Origin of the sequence: Glaciecola sp. XM2, from assembly GCF_018595715.1 — a bacterium.
GTDB lineage: Bacteria > Pseudomonadota > Gammaproteobacteria > Enterobacterales > Alteromonadaceae > Glaciecola.
In genome coordinates, this window is the sequence record NZ_JAHEOJ010000020.1 from 982,827 (window position 1) to 1,005,835 (window position 23,009).

The window sequence follows — 23,009 nt, forward strand, 5'->3', positions numbered from 1 at the left end:
TAGCGCTACTTTGTTCAGTCTGAGTTCTCCAGGTCGGGAAGAAAGACCTTAAGTTGCAGCAAGCGGCGCTTATCGGAGTTGGTGACTTCAAAGTGGATATTGTCTATTTGTACTTTTTCGCCGGTATCAGGCATGTGGCCAAACGCCCGCAGTACTACGCCTCCAATGGTATCAGACTCTTCTTCATTGAAATTTGTCTCAAAGAAGGCGTTAAAGTCATCCACCGGAGTGAGCGCTTTAACAGAGTAGGTGGATTTGTTTAGAGGCCGGATATGATCATTTTCATTAACGTCGTCGTCAAATTCATCTTCAATCTCACCGACGATTAACTCAAGAATATCTTCAATCGTTACAAGGCCTGAGACGCCGCCGTATTCATCCACAACAATCGCCATATGATAGCGCTGCATGCGAAACTCTTTGAGCAATACGTCTACACGCTTGCTCTCCGGCACAATAATGGCCTCGCGCATGGTGTTGCGAAGAGAGAAGGTTTTATCATCGTTAAACGCATATGCGAGTAAGTCTTTCGCTAATAAAATCCCTTCAATATGGTCTTTATCTTCGCTGATGACAGGGAAACGACTGTGCGCTGACTCCAACATAAGCGGTAAAAATTCATCTACGCTTTGTTCAATATCAATGGTGACCATTTGCGCGCGCGGGATCATAATATCGCGCACCTTCATGTCACTGACACCCATCACACCCTCAATCATTTCTTTGGTTTGAGGATCGATTAGATCGCGTTGTTGGGCATCTGAAATTAGATCAGATAGCTCTTCTTTATTTTTCGGCTCACCTTTAAAAGTGTGTAGCATGTTTGCCAACCAGCTTTTATTAGAGGAGCCGGTGGTAGAGGGGGGATTGTCTTCGCTCATTGTTCTTTGCAGTAACTTACCAGTAGTTTATAGGTTAAAGTTAACGATCTTGATAAGGATCGTCAATACCCAATGATGCTAGGACGGAAGTTTCAATACCTTCCATCTCTCGCGCGTCTTTTTCGTTTATATGGTCATAGCCTAGCAGATGCAATAGCCCATGCACACATAAATGTGCCCAATGTTGTTCTATGGTCTTATCTTGTGCTTTTGCTTCTTGTGCTAACACGTCAACACAAATGACGATGTCGCCTATATAGTCTGACTCCACAAAGTCAGGAGTTTCATTCACAAATGACAGCACATTGGTGGGCTTATCTTGATTTCGGTAGTCTCGATTGAGCGTTTGCGATTCAGCGCGTGAAACCGCTCTGATGGTGAGTTCTACGCGGTGTTGATAGCTAATGTGTAACAGCGCTTGCGTTAGCCATGCCGAGATATCAGATTGAGAGACAAGCAGAGTTTGTTCTTGAGGTGATAAATCGTCTCCGGCTTCAAAAACAAACTCTAATGCATCAGTATTCACTGGCTAGGATCTTTATCATTGGGCTTTGTTTCGTTGGTTTGCAGCTGTTCACGCTGGGGCTTTTTAATCGCCTCTTGTTGGGCATCATGCTCTTCATAAGCTTGAACGATGCGCGCAACCACAGGGTGGCGAACCACATCATTTGCGGTAAAGAAGTTAAATGAAATGTCGTTGACTTGCCCTAGTACATCAATCGCGTGTCTTAGGCCAGAGCGCGTGCCCCGTGGCAGGTCGACCTGGGTAATATCGCCGGTGATCACCGCTTTAGAGTTAAAGCCAATACGGGTTAAAAACATTTTCATTTGTTCTGGCGTGGTATTTTGTGATTCATCTAAAATGATAAACGCGTCGTTAAGGGTACGCCCTCGCATGTAAGCTAAAGGGGCGACTTCAATAACGTTCCGTTCTATCAGCTTCTCGACTTTTTCAAAGCCAAGCATTTCAAACAGAGCATCGTAAAGAGGACGCAAATACGGGTCGACTTTTTGTGATAAGTCACCCGGTAGGAATCCGAGTTTTTCACCTGCTTCAACAGCTGGACGGGTTAGCATAATTCGTCTGATTTCTTGACGCTCTAAGGCATCCACTGCGCAGGCTACCGCTAAGTAGGTTTTACCTGTACCCGCTGGGCCCACACCAAAGGTGATATCGTGGTTAACAACGTTAGCGACATATTTTGATTGGTTGGGATTGCGTGGTTTGATCACTCCACGCTTTGTTTTTATGTGTACTTCTTTGCCGTAGTCGCCAGCCTCGGCACGCTCAAGACATTTCGCTTCTTGAATCGCTAAGTGGACCTGATTTGGCTCAAGTGCAGGAATGCTACCTTTTACGGGTTGAGTTTCAATGTACAACAATTTAAGTAACTCACTGGCGCCATTAGCCTGCTGTGGGTCACCCATGACGTTAAACTGATTGTTGCGGTATGAAATTTCAACGCCTAAGCGGCGTTCAATTTGTTTGATATTGTCATCAAATGGACCACACAAGCTCGACAAGCGTTTACTATCGTCAGGCTCTAATACAATTTGATTACTCACAAGATTACTCAATACAAATTCCTTACAAAATATAGACTATATAGGGGTAAATTGGATGACGCCGTGGGCATCAGGTGCCGGCTGCTTAGCCATAATGCTATGTGGCGATACGGCCACACGCAGCCCCATGTCTGCTTCTCTTAAAACAACGTCGCCGCGCAATGAATTAGAGAATACGTTGGTGACTTCAACATCAACAAACTCGCCAATCATATCAGGGCTACCCTTGAAGTTTACCACGCGGTTGTTTTCAGTACGGCCGGTAAGTTCGTCAGGGTCTTTCTTCGAAGGGCCCTCAACGAGAATGCGCTGCACCGTGCCTAACATGTTACGCGCGATTTGCTGAGCGTTTTGATTAATACGCTGTTGTAATATATGCAAACGTTGCTTTTTCGTGTCTTCGCTCACATCGTCTACAATATCGGCAGCAGGTGTGCCAGGGCGCGCACTGTAGATAAAGCTGAAGCTCATGTCGTAACCCACATGATTAATCAGATTCATGGTGGCTTCAAAATCATCTTCCGTTTCGCCAGGGAAACCAATAATAAAATCAGAGCTCATGCACAGGTTAGGGCGAACCTTTTTCAACTTGCGGATAGTGCTTTTGTATTCAATAGCGGTATGGCCGCGCTTCATCATGTTTAACACGCGATCAGAGCCGCTCTGTACTGGCAGGTGAAGATGATCAACAAGCTCTGGAATGTGTTTGTATGCTTCAATGATGTCGTCTGTAAATTCTACTGGGTGAGACGTGGTGTAGCGAATGCGGTCAATGCCGTCGATGCTTGCGACAAGCTCGAGCAACTCGGCAAAACGGCAAATACTGCCATCGTGATGAGGGCCTCTAAATGCATTTACATTTTGTCCGAGCAAGTTTACTTCGCGTACACCTTGAGCGGCAAGTTGCGCGACTTCTAGCAATACATCATCAACTGGGCGACTGACTTCTTCGCCGCGGGTGTATGGCACCACACAAAAGCTGCAATACTTCGAGCAACCTTCCATGATAGAGACAAAGGCGGTAGGGCCTTCGGCACGAGGCTCTGGTAAGCGGTCAAACTTTTCTATTTCAGGAAAGCTCACGTCTACCACTGATTTATCGCCGCTTTTAATCTGCGTTATCATTTCAGGCAAGCGGTGCAAGGTTTGAGGCCCAAATACTATATCGACATATGGCGCGCGTTTACGTATTTCGTCACCTTCTTGAGAGGCCACGCAACCACCTACGCCAATAATTAATTCTGGCTTAGTCTTTTTAAGGTTTTTCCATCGTCCTAGCTGGTGGAATACTTTTTCTTGGGCTTTTTCGCGAATAGAGCAGGTGTTAAGTAAAATAACATCCGCATCTTCGGCCTCCTCAGCCGCTGTGTAACCATGCGTTGAGTCCAGCAGGTCTGCCATTTTTTCCGAGTCGTACTCGTTCATTTGGCAGCCCCAAGTTTTGATAAACAGCTTTTTAGTCATACGGCTAATCACAAACCTTGATATTTAATTAAGCGGGAATATTGCCCGCAAAATCTCTTGTGCAAAAAATAGTCGCGTATTTTACCGTTTTCAGCCTCAATAAGCTAGCCATAGCGAGCGGGCTCTTGCATCGAAAGTTTCTGATAACCAGCATTGGCTAATATTGTGGCAACAAGCCTTGTATAATACCTTATCTGCAACCAAATATAGACTATGGCATACTGGTGCTCATCGTTTAATACGGCGTACTTTAGTATGGTAAAAGAGCAAGGAAACTATTTATATGAGCGATACAGACAGTTCAGGCAACGCAACGGTGTTAGACGTTGAGGTCTGCATTTTAGGCGCAGGCATGATCGGTGCGGCAAGTGCATGTACATTTGCCGCGCAAGGGTTAAGGGTTGCGCTTATTGAGCCTTACATGCCCCATGCATTTGCGCCCGAGCAAGACCCTGACCTTCGTGTGTCGGCTTTAAATCGCCACAGTATGGATTTACTCGACAGTCTTCATGCCCTCCCTCACATCTACGCTATGCGCTACAGAAGTTACGACACCCTTGAAGTGTGGGAAGACGAATTTGCGAAAACGCGCTTTTCAGCGCAAGACGTCAAAGAGCACCAACTCGGGATTTTTGTCGAAAATCGTTTAGTGCAATTGGCTTTGTTGCGCAGCATCGAAGAAAATTTTTCACAGAACGTAAGTGTCATTAATGCCAGCGCTACCCACATTGATGTCGTTAACGCTAAGGTTGCTTTAGACAATCAAAGTAGCGTTCAAGCTCGGTTTTTGCTTGGTACCGAAGGTGCACAATCACCTACCCGTAAAGCCGCGGGTATTGGCCAGACTGCTTGGCAATACGCTCAGCGGGCTAATCTGATTGGCATAAAATTAAGCGAAAGTATTGACGACACCACCTGGCAGCAGTTCACACCAAGCGGTCCACTGGCATTGCTGCCTATGCACGAACAGCACGCATGTTTAGTCTGGTATGGTGATGATAAGATGTCTGAGTATATCCAATCTCTTGATAAGACAAGTTTGAAAGAGGCCATCGTGGAGCATTTCCCGCAGCGTTTAGGGGATTTTGAGGTGGTTGATAAAGCTGGTTTCCCGCTCGCTCGCATGCATGCAAACCAGTATTGGCGACACAAAGCGGTGCTCGCTGGAGATTCAGCCCATACCATTAACCCGCTTGCAGGGCAGGGGGTGAACTTAGGGTTTAAGGACGTAAAAGCCCTTGGCGAAGCAATTAAAAGCCACGGTATTAATGACCTCGATAATGCTTTTCGTGCGTATGAAAAAAAACGAAGGGCTCAAAATTTACTGATGATGTCTGCTATGGACGGGCTGTATATGGCATTTAGTAACGATATCAAGCCACTTAAGTTTGCCAGAAACGCTGCGCTGATGTTGGCAAATAGCGCAGGACCACTTAAAAATACCGCACTAAAGTACGCGATGGGGCTCTAAGGATGATGCAAGCGTATGATTTAAACAAGGGAGTAAACACATGAACGTATTTGTCATACTGGGTGTGCTGTTTTTAGCACTGATCATCATCATACCATTGGTGGAAAAGTCGGGGATGAGCGTATCGCCAGAGACTACCGCCAAATTGTCTCGTTTTATTTGGCCGCTGCTGATTCTCGCGCTGGTGATACAATTAATTATGTTTGCGTTTTAGGGCGCTAGTGACACTAAGATAAAGTGTTAGTGGTACAAAAGCATGGATTAAAAATACCCCCGAAAGTTAACCAAAATCTTCGGGGTTTTTTATGAGTAGAACAGCACATTCTAGTCTTCTTTTGTTCGTTTAGGACTCTAATTTACCCGTCCAAATTTCTTTTTCTTCAATGTCACCTTGCATGTCACACTTTTTATGATCAAACGTAATGTCAACATTCGCTTTGCGCTTGTCTCGATAGTCTTTGGTGATGGACACAATCGTAGGGGTAAGCAACACAATCGCAATCACGTTGACCACAGTCATCAATCCTAAAGCCATATCGGCCATTGCCCAGACGGTTGGCAGCGATGCCATCGCGCCCCACAGAATCATGATCAAGTACCCTGAGGTGAAAAACGTGCGCCCTAGCTTATTGTCGAGCTTAAACATATGCAGATTCGACTCTCCATAAGCGTAGTTAGCCACCACAGAAGTAAATGCGAAAAAGCCAATCGCTGCGGCAACAAAGTCTGCTCCGACGCCGCCCATATGCATTTCCATCGCGCTTTGGGTCAGACGTATCCCCTCCATTTCACCAATAGAAGTATCTGTACCTAATAAAATAATAAAGGCGGTGGCGGTACATAGCACCATGGTATCTAAAAATACCCCCAGCATTTGAATGTAACCTTGTGATGCTGGGTGATTAGGATGAGGACTTGCCGCTGCCGCTGCCTGTGGTACGCTCCCGGAGCCTGCTTCATTAGAATAAAGACCACGCTGAATACCGTTTTGTATAGCCGCTGCGAACGCACCGGCGCCAGCTTCTTGCAGGCCAAAGGCCGAGGTGACAATTTGATAAAGTACGCCGGGTAAAAATTCAATGTTGATAATGGTAATGACTAAGGCAACCAGCACATATGCGATGCCCATGAACGGCACCACCCATTCTGCAAACTTTGCAATGGCGCGAAGGCCGCCAACCACAATTAAACCAGCGACGACCATAATCACTAAGCCACTGTAGAATGTTGGGATTTGATAGCTGTTGTTAAGTGCATCTGAAATGGTGTTAGCTTGTACGGCGCTAAACACAAAGCCATAGCCAAAGAATAGGCAGAGCGCGAAGAGTACGGCAAACCAAGAATTCTTTAAGCCCTGCTTGATGTAATATGCGGGGCCGCCTCTGAATTGCCCGTCACTGTCTTTGATTTTATAAGCTTGCCCTAGCAATGATTCGGCATAACCTGTGGCCATGCCTAACAACGCAATCACCCACATCCAAAACACAGCCCCAGCGCCACCTAAGGAGATAGCGACGGCGACACCCGCTAAATTCCCAGTGCCAACGCGTGCAGATAAACTTGTACACAATGCTTGAAAGGAGCTGATCCCTTGTTTGTCGGCTTTGTTGCTGTTCTTCAACAAAGAAAACATATGTTTGAAGTCGAGCAGTTGAATGAACTTGAGTCTGACAGTGAACCAGATGCCCGCTAACAGGAGCATAACAATTAAAACTTTCCCATCGCCCCACAGGATATTATTTACAAAACCAACGACTTCATTTATCAAAATCTGATGTCCCTATTGCTTCTTATTATCACATTTTTATCAACATGATAGCGTGAAGTGGGCGATAGTGCATTAATGGCTTTATGCCAAAAGCGACTTTCTTACATCAAAAAAGCGTATTGGGAAGTGTAATGGTGTAAAAATGGTGAGATGGCTGGGGTAGCAGGACTCGAACCTACGAATGGCGGGATCAAAACCCGCTGCCTTACCAACTTGGCTATACCCCAGTCGTAAAGAAACTATATTAGGATGCATCTGGAAGATGGCTGGGGTAGCAGGACTCGAACCTACGAATGGCGGGATCAAAACCCGCTGCCTTACCAACTTGGCTATACCCCAACAATGGTGCGGAAGGAGAGACTTGAACTCTCACGCCGTGAAGCACTGGAACCTAAATCCAGCGTGTCTACCAATTCCACCACTCCCGCATCTCCAGACACTTACCGAAATTAATTGGTGGCTACGGCGGGACTCGAACCTGCGACCCCATCATTATGAGTGATGTGCTCTAACCAGCTGAGCTACGTAGCCATGTAAATCCACTCAATTTCGGAGTGGCGCGTATTATGCTCAGTTGAACTAGGGTCGTCAACCGTTTTTTCGAGAATTCCCTACAGTTGTACACATTCTAAGCAAGCGTGGCGTAAACTTAAGCAAAATGACAGCTTAGTAGCGCTAACTGAGCTGCCTTATCTCAAAAAATGAGCAATGGATATAGTGTGCAGACCTTACACGTTAAATCTAAAGTGGATGACGTCACCGTCTTTAACTATGTATTCTTTGCCTTCTAGACGCCATTTACCTGCATCTTTTGCGCCTTGTTCACCGTTATAGGCGATAAAGTCGTCAAAACCCACAATTTCAGCGCGAATAAAGCCTTTTTCAAAGTCGGTATGTATTTTACCTGCCGCTTGAGGCGCTGTTGAGCCCTCTGGGAAAGTCCACGCTCTTACTTCTTTTACACCAGCGGTGAAATACGTTTTCAGCGTCAGGAGACTATATCCGCCGCGTATCACACGATTTAACCCGGGCTCTGTAAGACCAAGCTCTTCCATAAAGTCCGCTTTATCTTCTTCATCAAGCTCGGCAATATCAGACTCAATCGCGGCGCATACGGCTACCACAACGGCGCCTTCGGCGTCTGCGATGGCCTGAACTTTATCTAGATAAGGGTTATTCTCAAAACCATCTTCGTTCACATTAGCGATGTACATAGTGGGTTTTAAGGTAAGGAAATTCATATAGCTAATGGCTTTATGCTCTTCTGGCGAAAGTTCAACAGCGCGAAGTAGGGTGCCTTCATTCAAATGTGGAAGAATCTTCTCAAGGACTTTCAGTTCAAATTTGGCATCAGCATCGCCGCCTTTAGCGCGTTTACCTACGCGTATCATGGCTTTTTCAGTGGTCTCTAAATCGGCAAGGCCAAGTTCGGTGTTGATGACATCAATATCTTCTTGTGGATCCACTTTGCCAGCAACGTGAACGATATTATCGTTATCAAAACAGCGTACAACATGACCAATGGCATCTGTTTCTCGTATGTTGGCTAGAAACTTATTGCCTAAACCTTCGCCTTTAGATGCACCGGCGACCAATCCAGCAATGTCAACAAACTCCATTGTTGTCGCAATCACTTTTTGTGGTTTAACGATAGCGGCTAGCTGGTCAAGACGGGTATCGGGCACCGGCACAACACCTGTGTTCGGCTCGATGGTACAAAAAGGAAAGTTAGCTGCTTCTATCCCAGCTTTGGTGAGGGCATTAAACAAAGTAGACTTGCCAACGTTAGGTAGTCCTACAATTCCGCATTTGAATCCCATAATGATTGCCTTAATATAAATGGTCGTGATGTAAAAGGTGTTAGTGGTAATGAGTCATCGCTGTTGTGAACACGAATCTCATGCTGCCGTTAATCTTCTGCTTTATATGAATGTAAGCGTTGTTGTGCGCTCACTAAATCTTGTTTTAACAGCAATGCTGTACATCGAATGGCTTCATCTATCGCGCCATCGATTTTTGCTTGTTCTTTTTCACTGGCTTTACTTAGAACATGCCCAGTGACGCGGCTTTTGTGTCCGGGGTGACCGATACCAATGCGCAAACGTAAAAAATCTTTTTGGTTGGCGAGGGCGCGCACTGTATCTCTTATTCCGTTTTGGCTTGAGCTGCCGCCTATCTTGAACTTTGCTATACCTGCTTCAAAGTCGAGCTCGTCAAAGGCAACCAGTAACTCTTCGGGTAATATTTTGTAGAAGGTACACATGGCGCCTACTGCTTGGCCACTCTTATTCATAAAAGTCGTGGGGATAAGCAGCCTGACGTCTTTGCCTTCAATCATTCCGCGGCCGGTAAAACCAAAAAACTTAGCTTCATATTTCATGGGTATATTGAAATAGGAAGCTAAGTTTTCTACAAACATGGCACCTGCATTGTGCCGAGTATTGTGATATTCGGGGCCTGGATTACCCAAGCCCACGATTAGACGAATATCAGACAACTGATTATTCCTCTGGTGCCTCTTCAGTACCACCTTCTGCATCATCCGCTTCTACTGCAGGGCCTTTAGGCGCTTTAATAGTTACGATAGCAAGGTCATGGCCTTCGCCTTTACCTAGCTCAACAGACTCAACACCTTTAGGTAGTTTAATGTCTGACAAGTGAACGGTTTGACCCAGTTCAACAGCAGCCATATCTACTTCGATGTACTCTGGTAAGTCTTTAGGTAGACAGGTTACTTCAAGCTCAAGCACTTGGTGCTCTGCGTGACCGCCGTCAGTTTTGATACCAGGAGCAACATCTTCGTTGATGAAGTGAAGTGGTACGTTGGTGTGTAGTTTTTCACCGGCGATAACGCGTTGGAAATCAACGTGGGTTACTTTTGGCTTAAACGGGTGGCGCTGCATGTCTTTCACTAACGCTTCGACTTTCTTTCCGTCGATGTTAAGCGTTAATACGTGAGAGTAGAATGCTTCAAAGTCTTGCGCTTGTATCAATTTGTTGTGATCAAGAGTAAGTGATACAGGAGCTTCAGAACCACCATAAAGGATCGCTGGCACTTTTCCAGTAAGACGTAGGCGGCGGCTCGCACCTTTCCCTAGGTCAGTACGGACGCTAGCATCCAAGTTAAATATTGCTTCAGACATAATTGTCTCCATTAGGTTTTAGTTAGCATAAACTTTGCGACCAAGTTATGCATGAGTCTCACAAAACACGTGAGTCCGTAATCAAACGGCGGCGAATTCTATCATTAGTTAGCACAGCAAACAATTAATAAATGTCTGGCATGTTGGAGTGGTGAGAACCATCCACAACGCGGTTACAAAACTTAGATGTATTGGTAGGCTAACGCTAAAACTGTTAGCCTGCTTTAAATACGTTTAATGATTGTGTCGTTGGGAAACCAAACTTGCAGAAGCGCCTGCTAACGCCCAGCTGCCATACCATCCTTGCGAGGATCTGAACCGGCTGCCCATCCACGATCTAGCTTTTTAATAAGCTGAGCGCCGCCAAAGGCAATACCATTGGGCATTTCTAAATCGTGACCTTTTGCTGCTAATGCCCGCGCAACCTCAGGACTAAGGCTTTCTACAGCAATGCGCTTTTCGTTCAAATGTCTAAAACGAGCAGCATCTACCGCTTCTTGCGGATCCATACCAAACTCAATGAGGTTTAATAGCACCTGCACATGGCCTTGGGGCTGCATTGAACCACTCATTACACCATATGACACCCAAGGTTCACCGTCGCGTGTCACAAAGGCTGGAATGATGGTGTGAAAAGGGCGTTTGTTTGGCGCGATTTGATTGGGATGGCCTTCTTCAAGGGTAAAGCCGGCGCCTCTATTTTGCAGCACCACGCCGGTACCGGGCACGACTACGCCCGAACCAAAATACCAAGACACTGAGTTAATTAGGGAGATCATATTCCCGTCAATGTCGGCGACGGTAAGGTAAATGGTATCAGACTCGGTTGCAAAACTGCCTGGCTCTGCTCGCTCCATGGCTTGGTCGGGGTCTATAAGCGCGGCACGTTTGGCTAGATAGTCTGGCGATAATAGAGCTTCTGGCTGCACGTCCATGCTTGCCGGGTCTGCCACGTAGCGGGCCAAATCGGCATAGGCTAGCTTTTTTGCTTCAATGAGAGTGTGTAAGTATTCAGATGAGTTATGCACCATGTTTGATAAATCAAAGTTTTCTAACATTTTGAGCATTTGTAAGGCGGCAATACCTTGGCCAGCGGGTGGCAGTTCATGCAGTGTATAGCCCTTATAGTCTATGGAAAGTGGCTCTACCCATTGACTCTCATGGCGGGCCAGGTCGTCGATAGTAATCAGGCCGCCAAGTTCATCTAAACCTGCAACGATTTCTTGACCAAGCTCACCACCATAGAAAGTGTCTACGCCATCTTTGGCAATACGGCGAAAGGTTTCAGCCAAGTCAGGGTTAGCAAACCACTGACCAGCACTTGGCGCCTTGCCGTCAATCAAAAATGTCGCTTTAGCACCTTCGTTGGCGTTGAGTACATCTAGCGTACCTGCCCAATCTTGGGCAATAATAGGAGTCACCGGGAACCCTTGCTCAGCAATAGCGATGGCAGGCGCCAGTACTTCTGCCAAACTTAGCTTTCCATAGGTTTCTACCAAATCGTTCCAACCGGCTAATGCGCCGGGCACTGTAACTGTAACAGCGCCGCGATTGGGGATTTCATCATACTTTTGTGCAAGCGCCTGTGTATCGATTTTAGAGCCTGACCTACCACTGCCATCTAAGCCGACGAGGCGTTCATTTTTAGCATCCCAGAGGATGGCGAACATATCGCCACCCATACCGGTCATGTATGGCTCAACCACATTCAGCACCGCAGCAGCAGCTACGGCTGCATCAAATGCATTGCCGCCCGACTGCAGAATATCCAAAGCCGCAGTCGTTGCTAGTGGTTGGCTTGTTGCTGCAACTGCGTTTGGTGCATACACGGTGGAACGCCCCGACCATGTCGCGGTGCTTGTGACCGGGCCAGTTTGCAAGGATTGAACCGCCTGCGCCTGCACATGCGCACAATGCATTACGCTGGCGCTAAGCAGCGATGCAATCAAAAAATGTGCGGGTTTAAAAAAACGATGGGTAAGTGCTGGCATGTTATCTCCTTGAGATTATTATTATTATTTCATTGCTGTGGAGTAAGAACACAAAAGAATAAACGCATTTAGGCATGCCTGCAAGGCTGAAACATAAGCACTTTTCACTACCGGCTCAATTGTTTGCAGATTGATGACACTTTGCCAAAGTGCTAGTGTTAGCACGTGACTTCTGCCGATGTTTTACGCCATGCTGGCGACTATACAACGCCGTTGCCAGTGCGTTATGGTCAAAGTGGATGTATTAAAAGTGCATGCTTTGTTTACAACCCATTATGGATTTTTTCTTTATGTTTCCCACACCACACACATCGATTAAAAATATGCAAAAAGTATTAGGCTGGTTGCTTATTGGGTTACTTTGCCCAACGACATTAGGCGGATGCCTTAGCAGCTCTTTGGTGTACGCAAATACAGCGTTTCAGCTGGGCGCAGAGCGCAGCGAGCTTTACTTACCGTTACTCGCGAACAAACGCGTGGGAGTGATTGTCAACCCTACATCGGTGCTTAACCCAGGTACGCGAGCCTCTCAACATCTCGTTGATTACCTTGTCGCTCAAGGTGTCGATGTCCAATTGGTATTTGCGCCAGAGCATGGGTTTCGCGGCGATAAGGGGGCAGGTGAGGTGATTGCTGACGATATTGACCCTGCCACACAACTACCCATTGTATCTTTATATGGCCAGACCAAGCGCCCAACCCAGCAGATGCTAAACGCGATTGATGTGCTCGTGTTCGATATTCAGGATGTGGGAGTGCGTTTTTACACATACATATCAACGATGCACTACGCTATGGAAGCCGCTGCACAACATGGCGTTGAATTTATTGTTTTAGACCGTCCTAATCCTAACGGGCAGTTTGTTGCAGGGCCGGTGCTTGAGCCGGCTTACCGTTCGTTTTTAGGGGTTCACCCGATCCCCATTGTGCATGGCCTTACCGTGGGGGAGTTAGCACATATGATCGTCGGAGAAAACTGGCTAGAGACCGATAAACCACTCAATCTGCATGTTATACCCATGCGTCACTATGATAAAACAATGGCTTACTCCCTGCCGATTGCTCCTAGTCCAAACTTGCCAACGGATCAGGCTATCCAATGGTATGCGTCGCTGTGTTTATTTGAGCCTACGCATATCAGTGTCGGCAGAGGGACGGCTTATCCCTTTCAATTAATTGGCCATCCCAACTTGTCATTTGAATCCATGATACGTTCTGCAGTAACCATCGAAACGTTCACGCCGGTAAGCATGCCATCCTCTGCGCCTCACCCAAAATGGCAAGATACGCCTATTGAAGTGGTGCGAGTAGCAGCGCTAAAGCCGCAATTGAGTGGGTTTGATGTGGAATTGTTGGTAAAGGTCTTTGCTGCGGCAAATCAACAGGGAATCGAACTTGTTACGTCATCGGATTTTTTCGATAAGCTAGCGGGAACAAGCACACTGCGTCTTGCATTGCTCACAGGTAGGTCGCAACAGGAAATAGAGGCCCAATGGCAGGATGCGCTGCGCGCCTACAAAACCAGGCGCCAGCCGTATTTACTTTACCCTTTACACTAAAAGTAAACTCGCCAACGCTCGTTAGGGATACAGGCGATTAATGACTAGGGTAACACGTAGCGTAATATCTACATTGTATTATCAGATGGCGCAGGGCCTTTTGGCTGGGCTAAGACGGTGATGTTGTGAACTTTTAATAAATCGCCAAATTGAGTTGTGGTCATCATGCCAGTGACCAAGCTAGCCTGCATTTCTACGGTCATTCCGTGTTTTTGGTATTCAGGCGCTAAGCCTTGAAGGGTATAGTTTTTACCGTCCTCGCTCACAAACCCATAAAACCCGCCCTCAAAGTCTAGGTACATAATCTGTCCACGTAGGGTCATTTGGCTTGCATCCTTATGTTCTTCATGCACTTGTGCTGCGCTTGTTGGAGAAATGCTATCTGATGCTTGTTGGGAATCTTGAGCTTGACTTTGCTCGCTACCGCACCCTGTTAAAAGCATCAGTGAAAAAAGAAAAAAGAAAAATTTGTGGTTCATAACTTGCTCGGTAGTTGCGTGTTGTCACTGTAGGCACTAAAAAGGCCGGTTTAGTTCCCTAAAGCGGCCTGTTTATTTATTTCTGTTGTGTATACAGTTAATATTCAAACATCGCAGAGATAGACTCTTCGTTGCTTATCCGACGAATTGTTTCTGCTAACATTTCAGACAAAGTCAGTTGTTTTACTTTCTTCAGTTTTTTAATCTCATCGCTTAGCGGAATACTGTCGGTGATAATGATTTCATCAATCACAGATTCTTCTAGATTCTTAGCCGCTGCACCCGAGAAAATAGCATGGGTTGCGTAGGCGAATACGCGTTTGGCACCATGTGCTTTTAAGGCTTCTGCTGCTTTGGCTAGTGTGCCGCCGGTATCAATCATATCGTCAACAATAATACAATCGCGTCCGTTCACGTCACCAATAATATTCATTACTTGAGCCACGTTCGCTTTAGGGCGACGTTTATCGATAATCGCTAAATCAGTATCGTTTAGCAGTTTAGCGGTGGCTCGCGCTCGAACAACCCCGCCAATGTCTGGCGATACAACCACCGGCGACGTAAAGTCACGCTGGAACATATCATCCAACAAAATAGGAGTGCCAAATGCATTGTCTACTGGTACATCGAAGAAGCCTTGTATTTGCTCGGCATGCAAATCGATAGTCAGTACGCGGTCAACGCCAACGTTAGACAAGAAGTCTGCAACCACTTTTGCAGTAATCGGTACGCGGGCACTGCGCACTCGTCGGTCTTGGCGAGCATAACCAAAATACGGAATAACCGCGGTTATGCGTCCGGCAGACGCGCGTCTAAATGCGTCTATCATGACAATCAGTTCCATCAGATTGTCGTTAGTCGGTGCGCACGTAGACTGGATAATAAAAACGTCCGAACCACGGACGTTTTCATGAATTTCTACGCTAATTTCGCCATCACTGAAACGCCCAACGCTGGCGTTTCCTAATTTAGTATATAGACGGTCGGCAACTTTCTGAGCGAGTTCAGGAACAGCATTTCCTGTAAATAGCTTCATATCTGGCACAAGATATTCCTCAGTGCAATGTTAGGCGGTGGCGTGTGACGTCAATTAAGACGTGACTAGTGTAGTTCAATTTTATCAAGTTGTTACAGGCATTCAGATATATTTATAAGAGCGCTAGCCTTGACTGCAAAGGAGATTGATTGACGCCTTTTGCAACAAACCCCTTTATATCAGCGGGCAATTTACCCAATACAGCATGTGCCATTGCTTCATCATTGAAGACAGCAAATACACTTGCTCCGGTACCTGTCATTCTCGACGGTGCGTAGTGTAACAACCACAGTAATAAATTTGCAACTTTTGGTTCGCGATCACAGACTAATTTTTCACAGTCATTGGTCGTAGTCGCAAATCTATAATCCGAAAATTCAATTTCGGGCGTGTTTCGAGGCAAGTCAGGGTGGTTAAAAATGTCAGCGGTTGAAATATGGACCTTAGGCGTTGCTACCAAATAATAAGCTGTTTCTAGTTCGGCAGGGAAAATGTGTTCACCGACGCCTTGCGCAAAAGCGGTTTTACCCCTTACAAATATTGGCACATCAGCTCCCAAGGTAAGCGCAATCTCTTCAAGTGTTTGTTCGGTTAATCCACACTGCCAAAATTGGTTGAGTGCCACCAGCGTAGTCGCTGCATTCGACGACCCGCCGCCGAGTCCACCGCCCATAGGGAGTGTCTTACGTACGTCTATATCAATACCAAAATCAACCTGCTTATATGGGAGTAGGGCGCTCGCGGCTTTAAATATCAGGTTGTCTTCTTTGGCAAGCCCAGCGATGCTATCTCGCAGGATAATCGTATTTTCAGGTGTCGATTTAAATCCAATTTCATCACCTTTATCTAATATTTGAAAAAGGCTTTGCAGTTTGTGATACCCGTTTTCATAGCGTCCGCAAATATGTAAAAACAGATTTATTTTTGCCGGGCTGGGCAAGTATGTGTAGGTGTTTGCATTGAACATTACGCTACTTCCATTTATCTATTCGTACTATCAATCGGGTATTGGTTTGCACTTGTAGCAGGCGCATAGCGGTTGGCAACGTATAGTCATCTCCGTCAATAGAGAACTCTCCATAACGCGTATATTCAATTTGCCATTGTTGACCGTCCCTAGACGCGGTTGTAAAGCGTTTCACCAGGTCATTATCAAATCTAGCTTCTATTAGTTTGCTATCGACTTGCCCTTTCATCCACTTGCTTAACTGCTCGATGGGCACTTGCCAACCGGTCACCTGATAAATTAGCGATGATGCTGAAGTATCTTGCCATTGCCTATCGTCTGCGTCGAGGGTTGCAATCTTTCCATCAAAACTCAAATTAGCAATACTGCTGCCGACGACGGTGGTCAGCAGCATATCTACTTGTTGTGCATCCTGTCGCCACGTCAAATTGGCACTTTTGCGCTCGTCAGGGGTGATAACGGCAAGTTTACCGTTAGCCTGCCAGCGCGATAGTGACTCTATTTTACCTTGCTGCACTTGCTCAAGGCTAACGTCTGTTGGGCGAATTGCACAACCACTGAAGAATAATATGCAACTTAACGCAATGATTTTGTGAAAAGGAAAATTATGAGCGACGATAGGTATGTCCTTATTTAATTGACAGTTAAACAAGCGATTAAATCCAGTTATCCTTTTAATTATTTTAGGATTTTACTACAATGCGCTGTCTTTAAGTAAGCGCAAGTGCAACAAAAACTTTAATGCCGTTTTTTACCATAGGTTTAAACCATCAATCCGCACCCGTCGCGCTCAGGGAGAAAGTCGCCTTCACGCCCGATAAACTAGTGGATGCCTTGTCCTCTTTCCGTAGCAAAAACGAAGATAATGAACTGGTCATTTTATCTACCTGTAACCGCACCGAGCTATACGTTAACAGCGATGAATTAGACCTTCAGCAAACGTTAAGTTGGCTTGCTGATATTCACGGTATTGAACCCACTACCATATCCGATCATCTATACCACCATAGCGAAATCGACGCGGTAGAGCATTTAATGAGAGTTGCTGCAGGCTTAGACTCATTGATTTTAGGTGAGCCCCAAATTCTAGGGCAAGTAAAGCAATCCTTTATGGAGGCGAAGCGAGCTGGCACAATCAACAGTCACTTCGACAAATTGTTTCAAACGACCTTTGCTGTGGCGAAGCAGGTGCGCAGTCAAACGGATATAGGTGCAAGTGCCGTCTCGGTGGCATATGCAGCAGTGCAGCTTACCAAACAAATTTTTTCGGCGATTGATAAGAGCAACATATTGCTAGTCGGCGCGGGCGAAACCATCGAGCTGGTAGCTAGGCATCTGCAGCAGGCTAATGCAAAATCGATTACGGTAGCCAACCGTACCTTGAAAAACGCTGAAGCGTTGGCAGGCGAGCTTGGCGGCACCGCGATTACTATCAGTCAAATACCGGCGCACCTGCATCAAGCCGACGTGGTAATCAGTTCCACCGCCAGTGCATTGCCATTAATTGGTAAGGGCATGGTTGAATCGGCCTTAAAGTTGCGCAAGCACAAGCCCATTTTGTTATTAGATTTGGCGGTTCCCAGAGATATAGAGCATGAAGTAAGCGATTTAGACGATGCTTATTTATATACTGTTGATGACTTACAAGATATTATTGAGCAGAACATTGCAAATAGGGAGCAGGCCGCTCAACAAGCCTTAGCGTTAATCAAGCAACGAGTTGAGATCTTTGCGCAATGGCAGCATCAGTCTCGCCATGTTGATGTGATCAAGTCATATCGAGAACAATCAGAAGCCCTTCGCGATTCGTTGACGCAAAAAGCGCTGCAGCGCATTAGCAATGGAGAGGAGGCACAACAGGTGCTTCAAGAGCTTAGCTATAAAATCAGTCAACAAATGATGCATGGCCCCACAAAGGCACTGCAGGTGGCCATTAAAGAAAAACAAACCGATAGTTTGGCGCTACTTATGAATGCTTTGAACTTAGATAGCGACCCAGTGCTGAATGATGAAAGCAGCACATCTGGTGATAAAACAGGAATCAAATGAAACAGTCAGTAGTAGCAAAGTTAGAATCGTTAGTAGAGCGTTTTGAAGAAGTTCAGGCCTTGCTTGGCGACCCCGGGATCATTGCGGACCAAGACAAGTTCAGAGCGCTATCGAAAGAGTTTTCGCAACTTGAAGAAGTCGTAAAGCAGTTTGGTGCGTTTCAAGCCGCGCAGGCCGATATTGAATCGGCACTAGAAATGCTGCAAGAAAACGATGCCGAGATGCGAGAGATGGCCCAAGAAGAGCTTAAAGAAGCCAAGCAGCTCACTCAAGAGCTAGAAACGTCTTTGCAAATCTTATTGCTTCCTAAAGATCCTAACGACGACAACAGCTGCTTTTTAGAAATTCGAGCAGGTGCCGGTGGTGATGAGGCGGCGATTTTTGCGGGCGACTTGTTTAGAATGTATAGCCGTTATGCAGAGCAATTAGGTTGGCGCGTAGAAGTGGTCAACGCCAATGAGGGCGAGCATGGGGGTTATAAAGAGATTATTGCCAATGTTTCGGGAGAAGGAGCATACGGGGTAATGAAATTTGAGTCGGGCGGACATCGTGTTCAGCGTGTTCCAGAAACTGAATCGCAAGGCCGTATCCATACTTCTGCATGCACCATCGCGGTGCTTCCGGAGATACCGGAATCTCAAGCGATTGAAATTAATTCAGCAGACTTGCGTATTGATACATTTAGAGCTTCCGGCGCAGGTGGTCAGCACGTAAACAAGACCGACTCAGCGATTCGTTTAACACACTTGCCAACCGGTGTGGTAGTAGAATGTCAGGACGAACGTTCGCAGCACAAAAACCGAGCTAAGGCGATGTCGGTTTTGCAGGCCCGCTTAAACCAAATGGAACAAGATAAGCGCGCCGCAGAAGAAGCAAGCACCCGCAAAAGCTTGGTGGGAAGTGGTGATCGCTCAGAAAGGATCCGAACTTATAACTTCCCACAAGGCAGGGTTACAGACCACCGCATCAATCTGACGCTTTATAAATTAGACGATATTATCGCCGGTGATCTTGGCGCGCTGTCTGAGCCAATCAGGCAAGAACATCAGGCTGACCTACTCGCATCCTTATCTGGCGAGTAATAAACGGTGGGCTTGAGCCAAACAACCGTTAGTGCTGCCCTTGAAAGTGCAAAGTTACAGCTCACTGACAATGACTCGTTGACCTTTAGTGAGCCTGCCCTTGAAGCACGCCTGTTGTTTGAGCACATTAGTGGACACGGTCACACATGGCAGATTGTTCATGCCGATGACTATTTAACCCAAGCGCAGCATCTTGCGTTTGATGCTGTATTAAAAGAGCGACTTGCCGGAAAGCCCATTGCATTTATTACCGGCAAGCAGGCATTTTGGACTCTTGAGCTCGCCGTTTCCCCCTGTACACTTATTCCTAGACAAGATACTGAAACGCTCGTTGAGGTGTGTCTGAGTGCAGACATGCCAGCCCATGCAAAGGTACTGGATTTAGGCACTGGTACGGGCGCGATTGCTTTGTCGCTAGCGAAAGAGCGCCCGCAATGGCAGGTGGTTGGGGTTGATGCTATAGACGAAGCGGTTGAGCTCGCACGAAACAACGCCACGGCTAACGGGCTAAAAGCGCATTTTTTAAAAAGCGACTGGTTTAATGCCCTTGCGCATCAACAGTTCGACATGATTGTCAGCAACCCTCCATACGTTGAAAGCAACAGTCGTTATTTGCAACAAGGCGACTTACGTTTTGAGCCTCACACTGCGCTAGTATCGGGTGAAGATGGCTTAGAGGATATTCGATTTATTATTCAGCATGCACCTTCTTATTTGCATAACGACGGTTGGTTGCTCTTTGAGCACGGCAAAGACCAAGCTGATTCGATTGCAGATTTACTAAAGGCGCGAGGTTTCGTGCAAATTCAACACAAAAAAGACTATAATGACCTCACGCGGGTGTCGTTTGCAAAATGGCAGAATACATAATGTTAAAGTGGCTTGCAGCCGGCGTTATCTAACTGGCAAAAGATTTTACTGTACTGACCTGAAATGCAATGCATGCAGTACTAATAACAACAATAATAAATGAGATTTGATCATGTACGAAACAGCAAAAACCTTACACTTAAGTGCAGCAATATTAACCTTCGTTTTCTTTATTATCCGCTTCGCATTGCTTATGAAAGCATCTCCAGCATTGCAAAAGAAATGGCTAAAAATTACCCCGCATATTGCAGACACACTTTTGCTTATCACTATCGTAGTCATGATTGTCATGAGCAGCGTATATCCGTTTGTAAATGGTTGGGCCTCATCAAAACTGGCAGGGCTGGTGTTTTACATCTTATCTATCGCTTTTACCTTAAGATGGGCAAAAAACAATGTATGGCGCATTGTTGGCGCAGTAAGTGCCGTATTTTGGTTTTACATGACAGCACGCTTAGGTCTAGTCGGCCCAGCGGCATTTGCGTAACCCATTAAATTACAAGAGCGTATTATGACATCAATCACAGAAGTACAAGTTGGTAACATTAAAGTCGCTAATGATTCGCAGTTTGTGCTGTTTGGCGGTATGAACGTGCTTGAATCAAGAGATTTGGCGATGAAAATTGCAGAAACCTACGTTGAGGTAACGCAAAAGCTGGGTATTCCTTATGTATTTAAGGCCTCTTTTGATAAAGCCAATCGCTCATCTTTGTATTCTTATCGTGGCCCAGGTATGGATGAGGGCTTAAAGATTTTTGAAGAAATCAAACAGACTTTCAACGTGCCGCTTATTACGGATGTACATGAGCCGCATCAGGCCGCACCTGTTGCTGAGGTGGTAGATGTTATTCAATTACCTGCTTTTTTGGCTCGCCAAACGGATTTAGTGAATGCAATGGCCAAGACCAACGCGGTAATTAATGTTAAAAAGCCACAATTTTTAGCGCCCCACGAAATGCGTCATATCATCAAAAAGTTCGCCGAGGGTGGTAATGAAAAAGTCATGCTGTGTGAGCGTGGCACTAGTTTTGGCTACAATAACCTTGTGGTGGATATGTTAGGGATGGACCTGATGAAACCAATGGCGCCGGTGATTTTTGACGCCACACATGCCTTGCAGCAACCTGGCGGTAGAGAAGACTCCGCAGGTGGCCGCAGACAACAAGCAGCGCAACTTGCACGTAGCGGCATGGCCTTAGGTTTAGCCGGTTTATTCATAGAATCACATCCAGATCCAGACAACGCAAAATGCGACGGTCCTTGCGCCTTGCCGTTAGATAAGTTGGAAGCTTACCTGACGCAAATGCAAGCGCTAGATCAGCTGGTTAAAGGCTTTAGTGAGCTCAACATTCAATAAAACACAGGGAAGGTAGAAAGATGTTTTCGTGGTTCGATGCAGTGTATTTATGGCATCAAGACATTAGCAGCAGGCGCATAGCTAGCCATGTTTCATCGCGACTCTAACACTTTTAGTTTTAACACCAAAGAACACGTGATGTATTCGCGGCGCGCTATTTTGCGCCGCGTAACGTATTTGCTTTTACTGGTCACTTTTTTGCAGGCTGGCAAATGGTTGTTTTTGCCAGAATCCGTATCTCAGCAGTATTCATTAACACTTCATCTTATGAATACTCTTTTGCATGCCACCAGCTTTATCATTTGTTTATACCTTTTTAGACGAAAGCTCTTTAACCTTGGCAAATGGTTGTTACAAATTTCCTTTATTAGTTTTATTACCACCGCTAACCTGCTTTGGTATAACGATATCGCTCTGCAGTACTTTTATTTGTTGGCTATTTTTATCAGTGGCTTTATGTTCAGTGAGCGAGAAACAAAATATTTTTTACTTTTCTGCGCTTTATATCTGTGTTTGTTTTTGATCTTTCAGTATCTCTATATGGCTGCAATGCAAGCACAAGTGGCGACAATGATTTTGCCTATGATAAACAGCGCCGTGCTCGCAGGGTCTTGTTTTAGTTGTGCATGGCTAGTGCGCAAAATGACCTTATCAAATTGGAAGAAGGCGCAAAACTTCTCTACATCGCAGACGAATTTAATCTACAAAGTTTTTCCAGAGCGTATCTCAGGTAAGCTCATTTCATTGCAACCGAAGAACCAAGTGCCTGCGCAAGATTTAATGTATGAATCTCCCATGAGTATCGTTTTTTTATGTGTGCTAAATGGAGCTCGCTTTATGCAGGAGCATGGCGAGGCTAAGGCGCTTGAGTTTTTTGATGAACTGTATGCAAGCTTTGATGAGAAAATTAAAGCGTCTGCGTGTTTACGCATAAAACTGCAGGGAGACCAATACGTCTTTGTAAGTGAACAAAAGCAAGGGCTAGACCCAGCCAAAGTGTGCAAATGCCTCACTCTGGTGCGTGATTTACATCGGATCTTTTATGAAAAGGCTAAGGGCACATCGCTCATATTAAGATGTGGTGTTGCCACCGGTGAAGTATCTGCAGGTATTGTAAACCTTGGACGTCCCAGTTTCGACGTTTGGGGAGAGTCAGTTGTATTAGCGTCAAGACTCGAAAAGAGTTGTCAAACCATGCATGTTCATTGTGATGAACAAACCTATCAATTAGCCAAAGAGCGTTTTTATTTTAACAATCCCTCAGAGTGGAATTTTAAAGGTGTGGGCAAAGTCATGACACATCAAATGCGCCTTGCTGGCTAAAGT

General features: G+C 45.9%; 22 protein-coding genes and 4 tRNA genes. 9 read left to right on the top strand and 17 right to left on the bottom strand.

The features are described from left to right. Positions 1–14: 14 nt before the first annotated feature. The 4 genes from corC to miaB all read right to left on the bottom strand — a co-directional run bounded on the left by corC (position 15) and on the right by miaB (position 3,911). Positions 15–881 carry a CNNM family magnesium/cobalt transport protein CorC gene (gene corC / locus KJ365_RS08940; protein WP_214451252.1) on the bottom strand — a complete coding sequence of 289 codons (867 nt, stop codon included), beginning with the start codon at positions 879–881 and terminating at the stop codon, positions 15–17. A gap of 40 nt (positions 882–921) precedes the next feature. Continuing rightward, entirely contained in the window at positions 922–1,341 is a 420-nt protein-coding gene (ybeY, locus tag KJ365_RS08945) for an rRNA maturation RNase YbeY (RefSeq protein WP_214451346.1), read from the bottom strand. Between the two features lie 62 nt (positions 1,342–1,403). Further along, complete coding sequence (locus KJ365_RS08950) at positions 1,404–2,459, bottom strand: PhoH family protein (protein ID WP_214451253.1); 1,056 nt, start codon at positions 2,457–2,459, stop codon at positions 1,404–1,406. A 24-nt stretch (positions 2,460–2,483) separates the two neighbouring features. Continuing rightward, positions 2,484–3,911, bottom strand: a complete 1,428-nt coding sequence (gene miaB / locus KJ365_RS08955; protein ID WP_214451254.1) for a tRNA (N6-isopentenyl adenosine(37)-C2)-methylthiotransferase MiaB — start codon at positions 3,909–3,911, stop codon at positions 2,484–2,486. Between the two features lie 283 nt (positions 3,912–4,194). Between miaB and KJ365_RS08960 the strand changes: the two genes are divergently transcribed. Both KJ365_RS08960 and KJ365_RS08965 read left to right on the top strand, forming a co-directional pair. Next, entirely contained in the window at positions 4,195–5,382 is a 1,188-nt protein-coding gene (locus tag KJ365_RS08960; protein WP_214451255.1) for an FAD-dependent monooxygenase, read from the top strand. 40 nt (positions 5,383–5,422) lie between these two features. Further along, positions 5,423–5,596, top strand: a complete 174-nt coding sequence (locus KJ365_RS08965) for a hypothetical protein (protein ID WP_214451256.1) — start codon at positions 5,423–5,425, stop codon at positions 5,594–5,596. Positions 5,597–5,725: 129 nt separating this feature from the next. Here KJ365_RS08965 and KJ365_RS08970 read toward each other — a convergent pair whose 3' ends face one another. The 9 genes from KJ365_RS08970 to ggt form a co-directional block, all read right to left on the bottom strand. Then, positions 5,726–7,150, bottom strand: a complete 1,425-nt coding sequence (locus KJ365_RS08970; RefSeq protein WP_214451257.1) for an alanine/glycine:cation symporter family protein — start codon at positions 7,148–7,150, stop codon at positions 5,726–5,728. 151 nt (positions 7,151–7,301) lie between these two features. Further along, positions 7,302–7,377, bottom strand: a tRNA-Gln gene (locus KJ365_RS08975). Between the two features lie 36 nt (positions 7,378–7,413). After that, positions 7,414–7,489, bottom strand: a tRNA-Gln gene (locus tag KJ365_RS08980). Positions 7,490–7,493: 4 nt separating this feature from the next. Next, a tRNA-Leu gene (locus KJ365_RS08985) sits at positions 7,494–7,578 on the bottom strand. Between the two features lie 26 nt (positions 7,579–7,604). Beyond that, positions 7,605–7,681, bottom strand: a tRNA-Met gene (locus tag KJ365_RS08990). Positions 7,682–7,878: 197 nt separating this feature from the next. Further along, positions 7,879–8,970, bottom strand: a complete 1,092-nt coding sequence (gene ychF, locus KJ365_RS08995; RefSeq protein ID WP_214451258.1) for a redox-regulated ATPase YchF — start codon at positions 8,968–8,970, stop codon at positions 7,879–7,881. Positions 8,971–9,059: 89 nt separating this feature from the next. Beyond that, complete coding sequence (gene pth, locus KJ365_RS09000) at positions 9,060–9,647, bottom strand: aminoacyl-tRNA hydrolase (RefSeq protein WP_214451259.1); 588 nt, start codon at positions 9,645–9,647, stop codon at positions 9,060–9,062. A 4-nt stretch (positions 9,648–9,651) separates the two neighbouring features. Continuing rightward, a complete protein-coding gene (locus KJ365_RS09005; RefSeq protein ID WP_214451260.1) occupies positions 9,652–10,293 on the bottom strand; it encodes a 50S ribosomal protein L25/general stress protein Ctc in 642 nt (213 codons plus the stop codon). A gap of 278 nt (positions 10,294–10,571) precedes the next feature. Next, positions 10,572–12,284, bottom strand: coding sequence for a gamma-glutamyltransferase (ggt, locus tag KJ365_RS09010; protein ID WP_214451261.1), 1,713 nt, complete (start codon positions 12,282–12,284; stop codon positions 10,572–10,574). Between the two features lie 290 nt (positions 12,285–12,574). Between ggt and KJ365_RS09015 the strand changes: the two genes are divergently transcribed. Further along, positions 12,575–13,843, top strand: coding sequence for an exo-beta-N-acetylmuramidase NamZ family protein (locus tag KJ365_RS09015; protein WP_250884085.1), 1,269 nt, complete (start codon positions 12,575–12,577; stop codon positions 13,841–13,843). 68 nt (positions 13,844–13,911) lie between these two features. On the opposite strand, the gene KJ365_RS09020 is transcribed toward KJ365_RS09015, so the two are convergent. From KJ365_RS09020 to lolB, 4 genes are all read right to left on the bottom strand, one after another. Continuing rightward, positions 13,912–14,322 (bottom strand): hypothetical protein, encoded by a 411-nt coding sequence (locus KJ365_RS09020; RefSeq protein WP_214451262.1) that lies wholly within the window; start codon positions 14,320–14,322, stop codon positions 13,912–13,914. A gap of 97 nt (positions 14,323–14,419) precedes the next feature. Further along, a complete protein-coding gene (locus tag KJ365_RS09025) occupies positions 14,420–15,367 on the bottom strand; it encodes a ribose-phosphate pyrophosphokinase (protein ID WP_214451263.1) in 948 nt (315 codons plus the stop codon). A 103-nt stretch (positions 15,368–15,470) separates the two neighbouring features. Beyond that, complete coding sequence (gene ispE, locus KJ365_RS09030) at positions 15,471–16,325, bottom strand: 4-(cytidine 5'-diphospho)-2-C-methyl-D-erythritol kinase (RefSeq protein ID WP_214451264.1); 855 nt, start codon at positions 16,323–16,325, stop codon at positions 15,471–15,473. 4 nt (positions 16,326–16,329) lie between these two features. Further along, positions 16,330–16,977 carry a lipoprotein insertase outer membrane protein LolB gene (lolB, locus tag KJ365_RS09035; RefSeq protein WP_214451265.1) on the bottom strand — a complete coding sequence of 216 codons (648 nt, stop codon included), beginning with the start codon at positions 16,975–16,977 and terminating at the stop codon, positions 16,330–16,332. Between the two features lie 89 nt (positions 16,978–17,066). On the opposite strand from lolB, the gene hemA reads away from it, so the two are divergent. The 6 genes from hemA to KJ365_RS09065 all read left to right on the top strand — a co-directional run bounded on the left by hemA (position 17,067) and on the right by KJ365_RS09065 (position 23,006). After that, a complete protein-coding gene (gene hemA, locus KJ365_RS09040; RefSeq protein ID WP_214451266.1) occupies positions 17,067–18,374 on the top strand; it encodes a glutamyl-tRNA reductase in 1,308 nt (435 codons plus the stop codon). Beyond that, positions 18,371–19,456 carry a peptide chain release factor 1 gene (gene prfA / locus KJ365_RS09045; RefSeq protein WP_214451267.1) on the top strand — a complete coding sequence of 362 codons (1,086 nt, stop codon included), beginning with the start codon at positions 18,371–18,373 and terminating at the stop codon, positions 19,454–19,456. Before hemA ends, prfA begins: the two co-directional genes overlap by 4 nt. A 12-nt stretch (positions 19,457–19,468) precedes the next feature. Then, the gene (prmC, locus tag KJ365_RS09050; RefSeq protein ID WP_214451268.1) at positions 19,469–20,326 is read left to right on the top strand and encodes a peptide chain release factor N(5)-glutamine methyltransferase; all 858 of its coding nucleotides are present in this window, start codon (positions 19,469–19,471) and stop codon (positions 20,324–20,326) included. A 112-nt stretch (positions 20,327–20,438) separates the two neighbouring features. After that, positions 20,439–20,813, top strand: a complete 375-nt coding sequence (locus KJ365_RS09055) for a SirB2 family protein (protein WP_214451269.1) — start codon at positions 20,439–20,441, stop codon at positions 20,811–20,813. A 24-nt stretch (positions 20,814–20,837) separates the two neighbouring features. Beyond that, complete coding sequence (gene kdsA / locus KJ365_RS09060) at positions 20,838–21,683, top strand: 3-deoxy-8-phosphooctulonate synthase (protein ID WP_214451270.1); 846 nt, start codon at positions 20,838–20,840, stop codon at positions 21,681–21,683. A gap of 87 nt (positions 21,684–21,770) precedes the next feature. Next, positions 21,771–23,006 carry an adenylate/guanylate cyclase domain-containing protein gene (locus KJ365_RS09065; RefSeq protein ID WP_214451271.1) on the top strand — a complete coding sequence of 412 codons (1,236 nt, stop codon included), beginning with the start codon at positions 21,771–21,773 and terminating at the stop codon, positions 23,004–23,006. Positions 23,007–23,009: the final 3 nt, after the last annotated feature.